The 13,035-nt window shown below is 71.2% G+C and carries 10 protein-coding genes; 4 read left to right on the plus strand and 6 right to left on the minus strand.

All coding sequences use genetic code 11. The features are described from left to right. Nucleotides 1-201: 201 nt before the first annotated feature. From F8566_RS13855 to tkt, 3 genes are read right to left on the minus strand one after another with little or no spacing between them, the layout of a single operon-like run. Complete coding sequence (locus F8566_RS13855) at nucleotides 202-1,869, minus strand: glucose-6-phosphate isomerase (RefSeq protein ID WP_151560628.1); 1,668 nt, start codon at nucleotides 1,867-1,869, stop codon at nucleotides 202-204. Next, nucleotides 1,866-2,984: a transaldolase gene (gene tal, locus F8566_RS13860; protein ID WP_151560629.1), complete on the minus strand. Its 1,119-nt coding sequence runs from the start codon at nucleotides 2,982-2,984 to the stop codon at nucleotides 1,866-1,868. Before tal ends, F8566_RS13855 begins: the two co-directional genes overlap by 4 nt. 45 nt (nucleotides 2,985-3,029) lie before the next feature. Further along, nucleotides 3,030-5,156 carry a transketolase gene (gene tkt / locus F8566_RS13865; RefSeq protein ID WP_151560630.1) on the minus strand — a complete coding sequence of 709 codons (2,127 nt, stop codon included), beginning with the start codon at nucleotides 5,154-5,156 and terminating at the stop codon, nucleotides 3,030-3,032. Here tkt and F8566_RS13870 point away from each other — a divergent pair. The 4 genes from F8566_RS13870 (at nucleotide 5,137) to F8566_RS51140 (ending at nucleotide 9,327) form a co-directional block, all read left to right on the plus strand. Beyond that, nucleotides 5,137-5,403 (plus strand): hypothetical protein, encoded by a 267-nt coding sequence (locus F8566_RS13870; RefSeq protein WP_151560631.1) that lies wholly within the window; start codon nucleotides 5,137-5,139, stop codon nucleotides 5,401-5,403. The genes tkt and F8566_RS13870 overlap by 20 nt on opposite strands. Before the next feature lie 416 nt (nucleotides 5,404-5,819). Further along, nucleotides 5,820-6,767, plus strand: coding sequence for a heme o synthase (locus tag F8566_RS13875; protein WP_151560938.1), 948 nt, complete (start codon nucleotides 5,820-5,822; stop codon nucleotides 6,765-6,767). Between the two features lie 70 nt (nucleotides 6,768-6,837). After that, the gene (locus tag F8566_RS13880; protein ID WP_151560632.1) at nucleotides 6,838-8,046 is read left to right on the plus strand and encodes a PrsW family intramembrane metalloprotease; all 1,209 of its coding nucleotides are present in this window, start codon (nucleotides 6,838-6,840) and stop codon (nucleotides 8,044-8,046) included. Nucleotides 8,047-8,133: 87 nt separating this feature from the next. Beyond that, nucleotides 8,134-9,327 carry a COX15/CtaA family protein gene (locus F8566_RS51140; protein WP_225993154.1) on the plus strand — a complete coding sequence of 398 codons (1,194 nt, stop codon included), beginning with the start codon at nucleotides 8,134-8,136 and terminating at the stop codon, nucleotides 9,325-9,327. Between the two features lie 92 nt (nucleotides 9,328-9,419). On the opposite strand, the gene polX is transcribed toward F8566_RS51140, so the two are convergent. The 3 genes from polX to F8566_RS13905 all read right to left on the minus strand — a co-directional run bounded on the left by polX (nucleotide 9,420) and on the right by F8566_RS13905 (nucleotide 13,035). Next, entirely contained in the window at nucleotides 9,420-11,138 is a 1,719-nt protein-coding gene (gene polX, locus F8566_RS13895) for a DNA polymerase/3'-5' exonuclease PolX (RefSeq protein ID WP_151560633.1), read from the minus strand. A 61-nt stretch (nucleotides 11,139-11,199) separates the two neighbouring features. After that, a complete protein-coding gene (gene prcB, locus F8566_RS13900) occupies nucleotides 11,200-12,033 on the minus strand; it encodes a proteasome subunit beta (protein WP_151560634.1) in 834 nt (277 codons plus the stop codon). 69 nt (nucleotides 12,034-12,102) lie between these two features. Further along, nucleotides 12,103-13,035, minus strand: coding sequence for an EamA family transporter (locus tag F8566_RS13905; RefSeq protein ID WP_225993155.1), 933 nt, complete (start codon nucleotides 13,033-13,035; stop codon nucleotides 12,103-12,105).

The following is a 13,035-nucleotide window of genomic DNA, read 5'->3' on the forward strand; positions in this document are numbered from 1 at the left end:
CACCATCAATCGTCAAGCGGTGCTTGGCAGTCTTTCTGCCAGCCCCCACCCACCACCATCAATCGTCAAGCGGTCCTTGGCAGTCCTCCCGCGTCCCATCGTTTCAGGAGAGAACGGGCAACAGCCACCAAATCGGCGATCTTCTGGATGACGATTTCGTGCAATCCGCACGACCGAAAGGTCAACGGGTCGGCACTCTGGTCAACCGGTCAGCACTTTGGTCAGCTGCGCGATGCCCTCGTCGCGGTCCCGCAGGTGGAGCCGGAACGCGGGACGGCCCAGCGACCGCAGCACCCGCTGGTCGCCGAACGCCTGGGCGAGCTGCAGCTGCCCCAGCGTGTAGGGCCGGTCCGGCACCTCGACGTCCTCCCGGACGGCACCTGTGATCTGCAGGAACGACCCGTTCGGCGGACCGCCCTTGTGGTATTGCCCGGTGGTGTGCAGCAGTTGCGGACCCCAGCCGAACGTGACCGGGACGGCGTGCTTGCGGAGCCGTTCGCCGCGTTCGGCCAGCAGGGACCGGAGCCCGGACGCCGAGGCGTCGCCGAACCGGTCCAGATAGGCCATCACGGCGAGATAGCCGCGATCGGGGGCCGCCGTCACGGCCGCCTCCAGCACCCCGGCGAGATCCTTGGCGCCCTTCAGGGACTCCGGCCGGGCGTGCACCTCCACGGCGCCCTCGACCAGCGCGGGAGCCGTGTGGACGACGGTCGGGGCGATGCCCTCCTCGGCCCGCAGCAGCGCCGCGGTGTTGTCCCTGGACTCCTGCACATCCGGCTCGTCGAACGGATCGACCCCGAGGACGCGGCACGCCACCGCGGTGGCGTATTCCCAGAGAAGGAACTGCGCGCCCAGCGGGCCCGCGACACCCAGCTCCGCGTCACGGCCGGCAACGGGCTCGTCGGGGCGGCTGCCCAACACGATCCGGCGCGTGTCGCCGGCCGGGTCGAAGCCGGGCGCGTCCACGCTCTCGACGACGACCGGCAGCAGGCCCCTGCCGTCCTTGCCGGTGGACTCGGCGACGAGGTGCTCGACCCATCCGTCGAGGCCCGGCAGGCCGGAGCCGTTGTCGGCGACCACCAGCTTGTCGCGGCCGCCGAGGGCCGAACTGCCGAGGACGGCGCCCAGTGCCAGCGCCGGGTTGTCGTACGGCTGCTGGAGCGCGGGGACCAGCGCCGCCGCCTCATCCAGGAGCCGCACCACGTCCACGCCCGCCACCGCGCAGGGGACCAGGCCGGACGCGGACAGCGCGCCGTAGCGGCCCCCCACGTTCGGATCGGCGAGCACGAGCCGGTAGCCGGCCGCGTCGGCGACGGCCTCCAGCGGCGAGCCGGGGTCGGTGACGATCACGAAACGGCGCCTCAGGTCGGCCCCGCCGATCCCGGCCTCGGCGAACGCCCGCTCGAAGACGCGGCGGTGCGCGTCGGCCTCGACCGTGTCGCCGCTCTTGCTGGACAGCACCACCAGGGTGCGGTCCAGACGGTCGGCCAGCACGTCGGCCACCTGGTGCGGATCGGTGGTGTCGAGGACGGTCAGCTCCGCGCCGCCGGCCCGGGCGATGACGTCGGGCGCGAGGGACGAGCCGCCCATGCCGGCGAGCACGATCCGGTCGAGCCCCGCGCCGCGCGCCTCGCCCACGAGCTCGGCGAGCCGGCCGAGCAGCCCTCGCGAGCGCTCCGGCAGGTCGAGCCAGCCCAGCCGCCGGGCGGCCGCACGCGCCGCGTCCGGCCCCCAGAGCCCGGCGTGCCCGGACGTCAGAGAGCCCGGGACGCCGTCGGAGACGAGCCGGTCCAGGACCGTCTCGGTCTCGTCCACGACGGCGCCCCGGATGGTGACCGACACCCCGCCGGCGGTCACCACCGAGGTCACGCGCCGGCCCCCTGCTTGTCGTCGAGCTCGCCGGAGATGGTGGCGAGGAGCTCGTTCCAGGAGACCTCGAACTTGTCGACGCCCTCGTCCTCCAGGACCTTGACGACGTCGTCGTAGTCGACGCCGGCCGTCTTGAGGGCCTCCATGTGGGCGCGGGCGTCGTCGTAGTTGCCCGTGACGGTGTCGCCCACGACGTCGCTGTGGTCGGCCGCGGCCTCCAGCGTGGCCTCGGGCATGGTGTTGACCGTGCCGGGGGCGACGAGCTGGTCGACGTAGAGCGTGTCGGGGAGGTCGGGGTCCTTCACACCGGTCGACGCCCACAGCGGCCGCTGGGGCCGCGCCCCGGCGTCCTTGAGCGCCTTCCACCGGTCGGTGCCGAACTTGTTCTCGTAGAGGGCGTACGCGAGCCGGGCGTTGGCGACGCCCGCCTGGGACCGCAGCGCCTTGGCCTCGTCCGTGCCGATCTTGTCGAGGCGCTTGTCGATCTCGGTGTCGACCCGGCTGACGAAGAACGACGCCACCGAGGCGATCTTGGACAGGTCGTGGCCGTTCTCGCGGGCCTTCTCCAGCCCCTCGAAGAACGCGTCGATGACCTTGCCGTACCGCTCCAGCGAGAAGATCAGCGTGACGTTCACGCTGATGCCCTCGGCCAGCGCCGCGGTGATCGCGGGCAGGCCCGGCTCGGTCGCCGGGATCTTGATGAACAGGTTGGGCCGGTCCACCAGCCACCACAGGGCCCGCGCCTCGGCGATCGTCTCGCCGGTCTTGCGGGCCAGCCGCGGGTCGACCTCGATCGAGACCCGGCCGTCGAGGCCGTCGGTGCGGTCGTAGACCGGCCGCAGCACGTCGCACCCCCAGCGGATGTCGTACGTGGTGATCGCGCGCGACGCCTCGTCGACGTTCACACCCCGCAGCACCAGGTCCTTGACCTGCTCGTCGTACGCCGAGCCCTTGCTCAGCGCCTTGGCGAAGATCGTGGGGTTGGAGGTCACGCCCACGACGTGCTTCTCCTTCACGAGCTTCTCGAGGTTGCCCGTGCGGAGCCGCTCCCGGCTGATGTCGTCGAGCCAGATCGACACACCCTGGTCGGAGAGCTTCTTCAGATTGTCACTCATCGATTCCTCCTGTTCGAGCCGTCGGCCGTCCTAGGCCAGGGCGGGTCAGTTGCCGGTGGTGTGGCCGCGGCCCGCGTGGTCGGTGCCGGCCTTGATCAGGCTGGAGTGGGCGGCGGCCACGACGCGCTCCGCCGTGATGCCGAACTGCTCGTACAGCGTCTTGTAGTCGGCCGAGGCACCGAAGTGCTCCAGGCCCACCGATTCCCCGGTGTCCCCGACATAGCCGCGCCAGCCGAAGGTGACTCCGGCCTCGACCGAGACGCGGGCCTTCACCGACGGCGGCAGGACCTGCTGCTTGTAGGCCTCGTCCTGCTCCTCGAACCACTCGACGCACGGCATCGAGACCACCCGCGTCGGGGTGCCCTCGGCCTCCAGCGTCTCGCGGGCCTGGAGGCCCAGCTGCACCTCGCTGCCGGTGGCGATGATGATCACTTCGGGCGAGCCGTTGGAGGCGTCGGCCAGGACGTAACCGCCCTTGGCCACGCCGTCGGCCGGGGCGATGCCGTTGCCGCGCTCGAAGGTCGGGATCTTCTGCCGGGTGAGCGCCAGGCCCGCCGGGCGGTCGGTGTGCTCCAGGATGGTGCGCCAGGCGACCGCGGTCTCGTTGGGGTCGCCGGGCCGGACCACGTCCAGGCCGGGGATGGCGCGCAGCGCCCACAGGTGCTCGACCGGCTGGTGGGTCGGGCCGTCCTCACCCAGGCCGATGGAGTCGTGCGTCCACACGTACGTCACCGGCAGCCCCATCAGGGCGGCGAGGCGCACGGCCGGGCGCATGTAGTCGCTGAAGACCAGGAACGTGCCGCCGTAGGGCCGGGTGCCGCCGTGCAGCGCGATGCCGTTGAGGATCGCGCCCATGGCGTGCTCGCGGATGCCGAAGTGCAGCGTGCGGCCGTACGGGCCGCCGGGGAACTCCTTGGTCTGGAACTCCTCGGGGATGAAGGACGGCTCGCCCTTCATCGTGGTGTTGTTGCTCTCGGCGAGGTCGGCGGACCCGCCCCACAGCTCGGGCAGCACCCCGGCCAGAGCGCCGAGCACCTCACCGGAGGCGGCGCGGGTGGCCAGGTCCTTGCCGGGCTCGAACTCGGGCAGCTTGGCCGTCCAGCCTTCGGGCAGGCGGCGCGCCGAGATGCGGTCGAACTCGGCGGCGCGCTCGGCGTCGCGCTCGCGCCAGGCGGCGAACGACGTGTCCCACTCGGCGCGCAGCTCGCGGCCGCGGTCGATGACACGGCGGGCGTGGGCCAGCACGTCCTCGGGCACGTCGAAGGACAGCTCCGGGTCGAGGCCCAGGATCTTCTTGGTGGCCGCGACCTCGTCTGCGCCGAGCGCGGAGCCGTGGATCTTGCCGGTGTTCTTCTTGTTCGGCGCGGGCCAGCCGATGATCGTGCGCAGCGAGATGAACGACGGGCGCGAGGTCTCGGCGCGCGCGGCGGCGTAGGCCTCGGCGAGCTTCTGGACGTTCTCCTCGTACTTGCCGTCGACGGCCCAGTCGACGCGCTGGACGTGCCAGCCGTACGCCTCGTAGCGGGCGCGGACGTCCTCGGAGAGGGCGATCCGGGTGTCGTCCTCGATGGAGATGTTGTTGTCGTCGTACAGCACCACCAGGTTGCCCAGCCGCTGGTGGGCGGCCAGGGCACTGGCCTCGTGGCTGATGCCCTCCTCGATGTCACCGTCGGACACGAAGGTCCAGATGGTGTGGTCGAAGGGGGACTCGCCCTGGTCGGTGTCCGGGTCGAACAGGCCGCGCTCGCGGCGCGCCGCCATCGCCATGCCGACCGCGTTGGCGAGCCCCTGGCCCAGCGGGCCGGTCGTCGTCTCCACACCCGCGGTGTGCCCGTGCTCGGGGTGACCCGGGGTGAGGCTGTCCCACTTGCGCAGCGACTTGATGTCGTCCAGCGTCAGCGGGTAACCCGACAGGTAGAGCTGGATGTAGAGGGTCAGGCTGGAGTGCCCGCAAGAGAGGACGAACCGGTCTCGGCCCGGCCAGGCGGGGTCGGTCGGGTCGTGCTTCAGGAACCGCTGGAAGAGCAGGTAGGCCGCCGGGGCCAGGCTCATCGCCGTGCCCGGGTGCCCTGAGCCCGCTTCCTCCACCGCGTCCATGGCGAGGGCGCGGATCGTGTCCACCGCCCGTCGGTCCAAGTCGGACCATTCAAACGTGCTGCTGTCCCTGCTCACGGAACGCCAGGCTCCTCTCGAACCGCTGTGCCGGATTCACACCACAGCTTCGACATCAATGTTTCGGATCGTCGTCAATCTGTACGTCCGCACGGCGCGCCGTCGTTCGCCGTCGCTCACCGAAACGTGGAACGTCCCGCAGATCTTCCCCAGGTGGACCGCATGGAGCGGCCGACTCGACGATCCGCACGGCGATGATCACGCCTTGCCCTCCGACCCTATCGAACCGTCGGACCGCAGCTCCTGACGTCGCGGTGAACGGCGGGCCACGGGGGGCTCGCGCCGCACTCACGACCCTTGCCCGATGGTCCTGCGGACTAACCACCCGCGGGAGTGAACCCGCGAGGGAGCCTCGGCCCCCACGAGCCGTGGCGGCCGAGGCCTCGCGAGCCGTGGTGGCCGAGGCCTCCCGAGCTGTGGTCCGGCCCGCCCGCCCGGCGCGTTCGGTGCCCCGGTGCTCGACCCTGGGAGGGGGCGCACTACAGTGATTGCGCGGTTGACGACAGCGGCCGCGGCAGTTTCATCAAGCCTTCATCAAAGCCGAGGTGCGGCCCATCACGGGGGGCACCGCCGAGGTCGTGAACGGCCTCTCATGCCTAAATGGACGTGGATCCGATTGTGACGGTGCTCAGTAACAAACCCGGCGTCGAGCTGACCGAGGAGATGCCGGCGGAGCTTCCGGCGCCGCCGCCGGAGCCGTGCCGCTCTGACCTGGCAGGCCGCAGGCCGGTGGGCGCGCTGGTGCGCGCCTATGTCGCGCTGACCAAGCCGCGCGTCATCGAGCTGCTCTTGATCACGACGCTGCCGGTGATGTTCCTGGCCGCCCGGGGGGTGCCGCCGCTCGGCGTCGCGCTGGCGACGCTGGTGTTCGGCACGATGTCGGCCGGCGCGGCCAACGCGATCAACTGCTACATCGACCGCGACATCGACGCCAAGATGCGCAGGACGCGGCGCCGGCCGCTGGCCCGGGCCCAGGTCTCGCCCGCCGAGGCGCTGATCTTCGGTGTGGTGCTGGGCGTGGGCTCCACGGCCGGGTTCGCGCTGACGGTGAACGTCCTCGCCGCCGCCCTCTCGGTCTTCGCGATCCTGTTCTACATCTTCGTGTACTCGCTGCTGCTCAAGCGCCGCACCTCGCAGAACGTCGTGTGGGGCGGCATCGCGGGCTGCATGCCGGTGCTGATCGGCTGGGCCGCGATCACCGAGAGCCTGAGCTGGACCCCGTTCGTGATGTTCGGCGTGGTCTTCCTGTGGACCCCGCCGCACACCTGGACGCTGGCGATGCGCTACCGCGAGGACTACAAGCTCGCCAACGTGCCGATGCTGCCCGTGGTCGCCACCGAGCGCCGGGTCGTCGTCGAGAGCCTGCTCTACACCTGGGCGACGGTGGCCTGCTCGCTGCTGCTGTGGCCGGTGGCCGGGATGGGACCGGTGTACGGGGCGGTCGCGCTCGTGCTCGGCGCGGTGTTCCTGCTCGAAGGGCACCGGCTGCTGCGGGCCGTAAGGGCGGGCGTGACCGGTGTCCACCTCCGGCCGATGCGGTTCTTCCACCTTTCGAACGTCTACCTGGCCCTGCTGTTCACCGCCGTGGCGATCGACCCGATGCTCTTCTGAGCACTGATCGGAACAACGATGTGAGGCTCCCGCCTCTACTCCGCGCTGACGGGCCGGTTACGCTCGCGACATGGCGCGCGTAGATCCCAAAGCGGTCCTCGAAGGGCGTGTTCCCGGACGGCCGTCGGTCGGCCTGATCATCGGCCTGGTGGTGTCCTCGTTGTGCGCCGTGATCGCCCTGGGCGTCGACGCCCTCTGGGGCGGCGCGGGCTTCTGGGTCGGCGTGATCCTCGCGATCATCCCGATCCCGCTGCTCATCGCGCTGGCGCTGATGCTCGACCGGCTGGAGCCCGAGCCGCCGCGCGCGCTGGCGTTCGCGTTCATGTGGGGCGCGGGGGTGGCGGTGCTGGGCGCGCTCATCCTCAACACGCTCGGCCTGCTGTACGTGACCGTGCCGATCTTCGGTGAGACCGAGGGGCACTTCGTCAGCGCGACCTTCGGGGCGCCGCTGGTCGAGGAGACGCTCAAGGGCGCGGTGCTGTTCGTGCTGCTATGGATCCGCCGCAACGAGATCGACGGCTTCGCCGACGGGATCATTTACGCGACCATGGTGGGCCTCGGGTTCGCCATGATGGAGAACATCACCTACTACATGCGGGCGTACGACGAGGGCGGCGCGCAGCAGCTCCAGGCCGTCTTCATCCTGCGCGGCCTCGTGGCCCCGCTGAGCCACCCGCTCTTCACCTCGATGATCGGGCTGGGCGTCGCGTACGCCGCCACCCATCGCGGCAGGCAGGTCCTGGCGCCGCTGCTGGGGCTCGCCGGCGCCATGGTCCTGCACGGCCTCTGGAACGGCGCCACCGCGTTCGGCCTGGGCGGTCTCGGCATCGTCTACCTGCTGGACTTCTGCGTCCTCATCACCCTGGTGGTCATCGTGGTGGTGGAGCGCCGGCGCACGGTCCGCCGGATCGAGGCGTACCTGCCCATGTACGCGGGCACCGGCCTCGTCACGCCCCAGGACGTCCGGATGTTGCGCACCATCCCGTCCCGCCGCGCCGCCCGCCGCTGGGCCCGCACGGTCGGCGGCCCGTCCGCCGCGCGTGCCATGCAGGACTACCAGCTGGCGGCGACCGAGCTCGCCCTCCTCCACAAACGGGCTGAACGAGGCGTCGCCGAACCCGTGTGGTTCGCCACTCGCCGCGACGCGCTGCTGGGCCTGATGGGGACCGCCCGGCAGGCCTTCCTCCGGACTCCGCCGCGGGTGCCGGCGCCCGCCGCCCCGCCCTGGGCTCCGCAAGGTCCCTCCGGCTTCATGCCGCCCCCGCCCGGACCCTATTGATCGCCCGAACCCTGTTGATCGCCGGTCCCCTGCGGCTGACCCGGGGCCGGGTCACGGTCACCGGAGGGCGGCCATACGATGAATGCCGTGGCTGAGCGATCCGATGTCGTCCCTTCCCCGCGCAATCCGCTGACCCGGGCGTGGGCCGCCGTATGGCACCCCACCCCCGCGTCGATGCGCTTCCTGGCGCTGCTCGGAGTGATCGGCAACGCGGGCATCATCGCGACCGGCGGTGCGGTCCGGGTCACCAAGTCCGGCCTGGGCTGCCCCGACTGGCCCAAGTGCACCGGCGACAGCCTCGTGCCGACCGCGCATCCCGACCACGCGGCGGTCAACATGGCGATCGAGTTCGGCAACCGGATGCTGACGTTCCTGGTGCTGGCGATCGGCGTCGCGGTCTTCGTCGCCGCGCTGCGGCTGCGGCCCCGCCGCCGCGACCTGGTGCTCCTCGCCACCGCCCAGCCGGCGAGCGTCTTCGCGCAGGCCATCATCGGCGGCATCGTGGTGCTCACCGAGCTCCACCCGGCCTCGGTCGGGCTGCACTTCCTGATCTCGCCCGCGCTCCTGATCTTCTGTGTGGCGCTCTGGGTGCGTGCCGGGGAGGGCGACGAGCCCGTCCGCCCCCTGGTGGCCGACGGCGTCCGGCGGCTCATCCTGGCCCTGATCGGCGTCACGGCGCTGCTCATGGTGGCCGGAGTCGTCGTCACCGGCACCGGCCCGCACGCGGGCGACGCGAAGTCGCAACGCTGGGGGTTCAACATCGAGGACGTCGCCCGGATCCACAGCGCCGTCGCCTGGCTCACCGTGGCGCTCACGGTCGTGCTCCTGGTGGTCCTGCGCCGGACCGGCCCTCCTCTGGGGGGGCGACCCCCCAGACCCCCCGGCAAAGGCCGCCTGACCGGCGGCCTGCACTCCGCTGCGCTCCGTTCCGGTCACCGGTCCGGCCCCACTCTGGAGGGGCGACCCCCCAGACCCCCCGGCAAAGGCCGCCTGACCGGCGGCCTGCACTCCGCTGCGCTCCGTTCCGGTCACCGGTCAGGCGCCCCCTCGGCCCTCCAGCGCCGCGCCGTCGAGCTGTTCGTCATCGAGATGGCCCAAGGCGTGATCGGCTACGTCCAGTACTTCACCGGCGTGCCCGCCGTCCTGGTGGTCCTGCACATGCTGGGCTCGGCGATCATGTGGATCGCCGTGCTGCGCCTGATCTTCGCCGCCCGCGACCGCGGCCCCCTGGCTCAGGACCCCGCCGTCCAGGAGACCCGCAAGACCCCTCAGCCCGCCTGAGCTCCCGTCGCCCTGTCTGATCTCTCGTCACACTGTCGGTGTCTCGTCACGCTGTCTGATCTCTCGTCACGCTGCCGAGCCCCACCGCCGGGTCAGGATGTGCCCAGGAAGGCGCGGAGGCGGTCCAGAGGCCAGGTGTTGATCACGTCGTCGGGGGTGAGCCAGCCGCGCTGGGCGGTGCCGACGCCGAAGCGGATGTTGCGGTGGTGGCCGAGCGCGTGGGCGTCGGTGTCGATGGAGAACTTGACGCCGAGGCGGACGGCGCGGCGGATCAGGTCGGCCGGCAGGTCCAGCCGGTCGGGGAACGAGTCGATCTCCAGCGCCGTGCCGGTGCGGGCGGCGGCGCGGAAGACCTCGTCCCAGTCGGCGTCCACGGGCGGGCGCTTGCCGATGAGGCGGGCGGTGGGGTGGCCGATCACGTGGACGTGGGGGTTTTCGCAGGCGCGGACGAAGCGGCGGGTCATCTCCGCCTTGTCCTGGGTGAACGCGGAGTGGACCGAGGCGACGCAGACGTCGAAGCCGGCGAGGAAGTCGGCGTCCCAGTCGACCTCGCCGTCGGGGTTGATGTTGAGCTCGGTGCCGTGCAGGAGGGTCAGGTCGGGGTATTTCGCCTGGAGGGCTCGGACCTGCTCGCGCTGGGCCAGCATCTTCTCGTCGGTCATGCGCTGCATGAACAGGTTGGGCGCGTGGTCGGTGATCGCGTAGTACTCCAGGCCGCGGGCCGCGGCGGCCTCGACCATCTCCTCCAGGGTGGCCAGGCCGTCGGTGAGGTCGGTGTGGCTGTGCAGGTCACCCTTGAGATCGTCGACGGTGACGAGGCGGGGAAGCTCGCCTCTGAGGGCCGCTTCGATCTCGCCGCCGTCCTCGCGCAGGGTCGGCGGGATCCAGGGGAGGCCCAGCCGGGCGTAGACCTCTTCTTCCGTCTCGGAGACGATCAGGGCACCCGACTCGGCGTCGAAGAGGCCGTATTCGGAGAGCTTGAGGCCCGCGCGGACCGCGATCTCACGGGTGCGGATGTTGTGCGCCTGCGAGCCGGTGAAGTATTGCAGGGCGGCGCCCCACGACTCCGGGGGGACGACGCGGAGGTCCACCTGGAGGCCCCTGGTGGTGCGGACCGAGGTCTTCTTGTCGCCGCTCGCGATCACGTCGGTGACGTAGGGGAGGGCGGTGAACGCCTCCATGATCGGATGGGGATCGGTGGAGGCTGCGAGGATGTCGATGTCGCCGATGGTCTCGCGCATGCGGCGCAGGGATCCGGCGTGGGCGCAGCGCTGCACGGCGGGGTGGGCGGTGAGCGCGGCCACGATCTCGTCGGCGAGGTCGGCGGCGGCGTCGATCAGGACCCGCTCGCCGGACTGCTGCATGAGCTCGATGCCGCGCAGGATGTTGTCCTCGGTCTTGGCGCCGAAGCCCTTGAGGTCGCGCAGGCGGCCCTCCTGGATGGCCTGCGCCAGCTCGGGAACGGACGAGATGCCCAGCTCCTCGTAGACGGCGAGCGCCTTCTTGGGGCCGAGGGTCGGGATCGTGGTCAGCGCGCGGACGCCCGCCGGGATCTGGGCGCGCAGCTCCTCCACTTGGCGGATCGTGCCGGTGATGGTGTAGTCGAGCACCTTCTTGGCGATCGCCTCGCCGACGGTCGGGATCTTCTTCAGCCCGGCCAGGTCGAGGCCCGAGACGTCCTCGGGATAGCCCGCGATCGCGCGGGCCGCCTTCTCGTACGCCCGGATCTTGAAGGCGTCGCCGCCGGTGATGGAGAGGAGGTCGGCGAGCTCCTGGATGAGCTCGGCGGCCTCGTCGTTCGCGCGTGCCATGGGCTCATCCTAGGGATCGGCACCGACAGTGATCGGCCGGCCGGTGACAGCCGGCCGGCGGTCACCGCAGCGGTGCCACCGGGCCGTCGGGGCGCTCGTGGCGGGCCTGGACGACCTGGTCGACGATGGCGGCCACCTGGTCCTCGGGGAGCCGGCGGTAGCCGTCGGCGGTGACCGACGCGATCACCGGATAGAGGCGGCGCGTCTGGTCGGGGCCGCCGGTGGCGGAGTCGTCGTCGGCGGCGTCGTAGAGGGCCTCGACGCAGACCCTGGCGGCATCGTCCTCCGACAGGTCGCGGCTGTAGAGCTTCTTGAGCGCGCCGTGCGCGTAGGGGGAGCCCGAGCCTTCGGCGTGGAAGTCGCGAGTCTCCTGCGGCGAGCCGATGATGTCGTAGGTGAAGATCCGGCCCGTGTCGGAGTCGAGGTCGTAGCCGGCGAAGAGCGGGACCACGGCCAGCCCCTGGAGTGCCTGCGCGAGGTTGGCCTGGATGACGGCGCCGAGGCGGCGGGCCTGGCCCGGCAGCGACAGCGTGACCGTCTCCATCTTCTCGTAGTGCTCCAGCTCGACCTGGAACAGCCGGACCATGTCGAGCGCCAGCCCGACCGTCCCGGCGAACGCGACCACCGAGTGCTCACCGGCCTTCTGGACCTTGTCCAGCTCGCGGTAGGCGATCTCGTTGCCCCGGGTGGCGCGCCGGTCGCCGGCCATCATCACGCCGCCGGGGAACGTCAGCGCCAGGATCGTGGTGCCGTGCGGGAGGTCCAGGACGTCCTTGCGCTCGCGGTTGACAGGCAGGAGCTCGGGCGCGCGGGTGCGCAGGAAGTCGACGAACGACGGTGAGCCCACCTCGAAGAACTCGGGCGGCAGCCCCTCTTCTTCTCGCCAGGCGGTCACGGCGGCCTCTTTTCTGTCGGGGTTCTCTGTCGGGGGGTGCTGTCGTGGCGTCCTCTCCGATGATCCTAGTCAGGCTTCGGGCGCCTCTGGCGGGTCCTTCTGGCCACGGGTGGCGCCGACGCAGGCCACGACGACGCAGCCGATCGCCAGCCACTGGCGGCCGGAGAGGATCTCACCGAGCAGGAGCACGCCGATCAGTGCGGCGACGGCGGGTTCGAGGCTCATCAGGATGCCGAAGACCCCGGCGGGCATGCGCCGCAGGGCCTCCAGCTCCAGGGAGTAGGGGATCAACGACGAGAGCAGGCCCACGCCGAGGCCGATGAGCAGGAGCTCCGGGCTGAGCAGGGCGGAGCCGCCCGAGGTGACTCCGATGGGCAGCATGGCGAACGTGCCGACGATGCTGGCCAGCGCCAGCCCGGTGGATCCCGCGAAACGTTTGCCGGTGGCGGCGCTGAGAAGGATGTAACCGGCCCAGCAGACGCCCGCCAGCAGTCCGAACGCGACGCCCACCATGTCCAGCTCGCCGCCGCGCGCGAGCATCACCACGCCGCCGAACGCCAGGAGCGCCCACACCACGTCGCGCAGGCGCCGGGAGGCCACGATGGCGACCGTCAGCGGGCCAAGGAACTCGATCGTCACGGCGACGCCAAGGGGGATCCGCGCGAACGACTGGTAGATCGAGAAGTTCATCAGGGCGAGTGTCAGCCCGAAGCCGGCGGCCACGGCGAGATCGCCCCTGGTGTGGTCGCGGAGCACGGTCCGCAGCACCTTGCGGCCGATGAAGCCCAGCACGATCGCCGACGTCGCCAGCCGCATGAGCACCACGGCGTCCGGCGAGATCCGGTCGAACATGTGCTTGGCCATTCCGGCACCGACCTGCACCGAGAGGATGCCGAGCAGGATCAGCGCGGGCGGCGGCACCGCCCCGAGCGACAACATCCGCACAGGGTGGGGGAACCCGCCGGTCGCACCGTCCGAGCCGGGGGCCTCAGCGAGTGCCAC

This window comes from Actinomadura rudentiformis (assembly GCF_008923185.1).
GTDB lineage: Bacteria > Actinomycetota > Actinomycetes > Streptosporangiales > Streptosporangiaceae > Spirillospora > Spirillospora rudentiformis.

Bases quoted from the DNA above. Each gene is read 5' to 3' on its own strand.
- tal (WP_151560629.1), bottom strand. From the start codon at position 2,984: ATGAGTGACAATCTGAAGAAGCTCTCCGACCAGGGTGTGTCGATCTGG.
- F8566_RS13875 (WP_151560938.1), top strand. From the start codon at position 5,820: ATGCCGGCGGAGCTTCCGGCGCCGCCGCCGGAGCCGTGCCGCTCTGAC.
- F8566_RS13880 (WP_151560632.1), top strand. From the start codon at position 6,838: ATGGCGCGCGTAGATCCCAAAGCGGTCCTCGAAGGGCGTGTTCCCGGA.
- polX (WP_151560633.1), bottom strand. From the start codon at position 11,138: ATGGCACGCGCGAACGACGAGGCCGCCGAGCTCATCCAGGAGCTCGCC.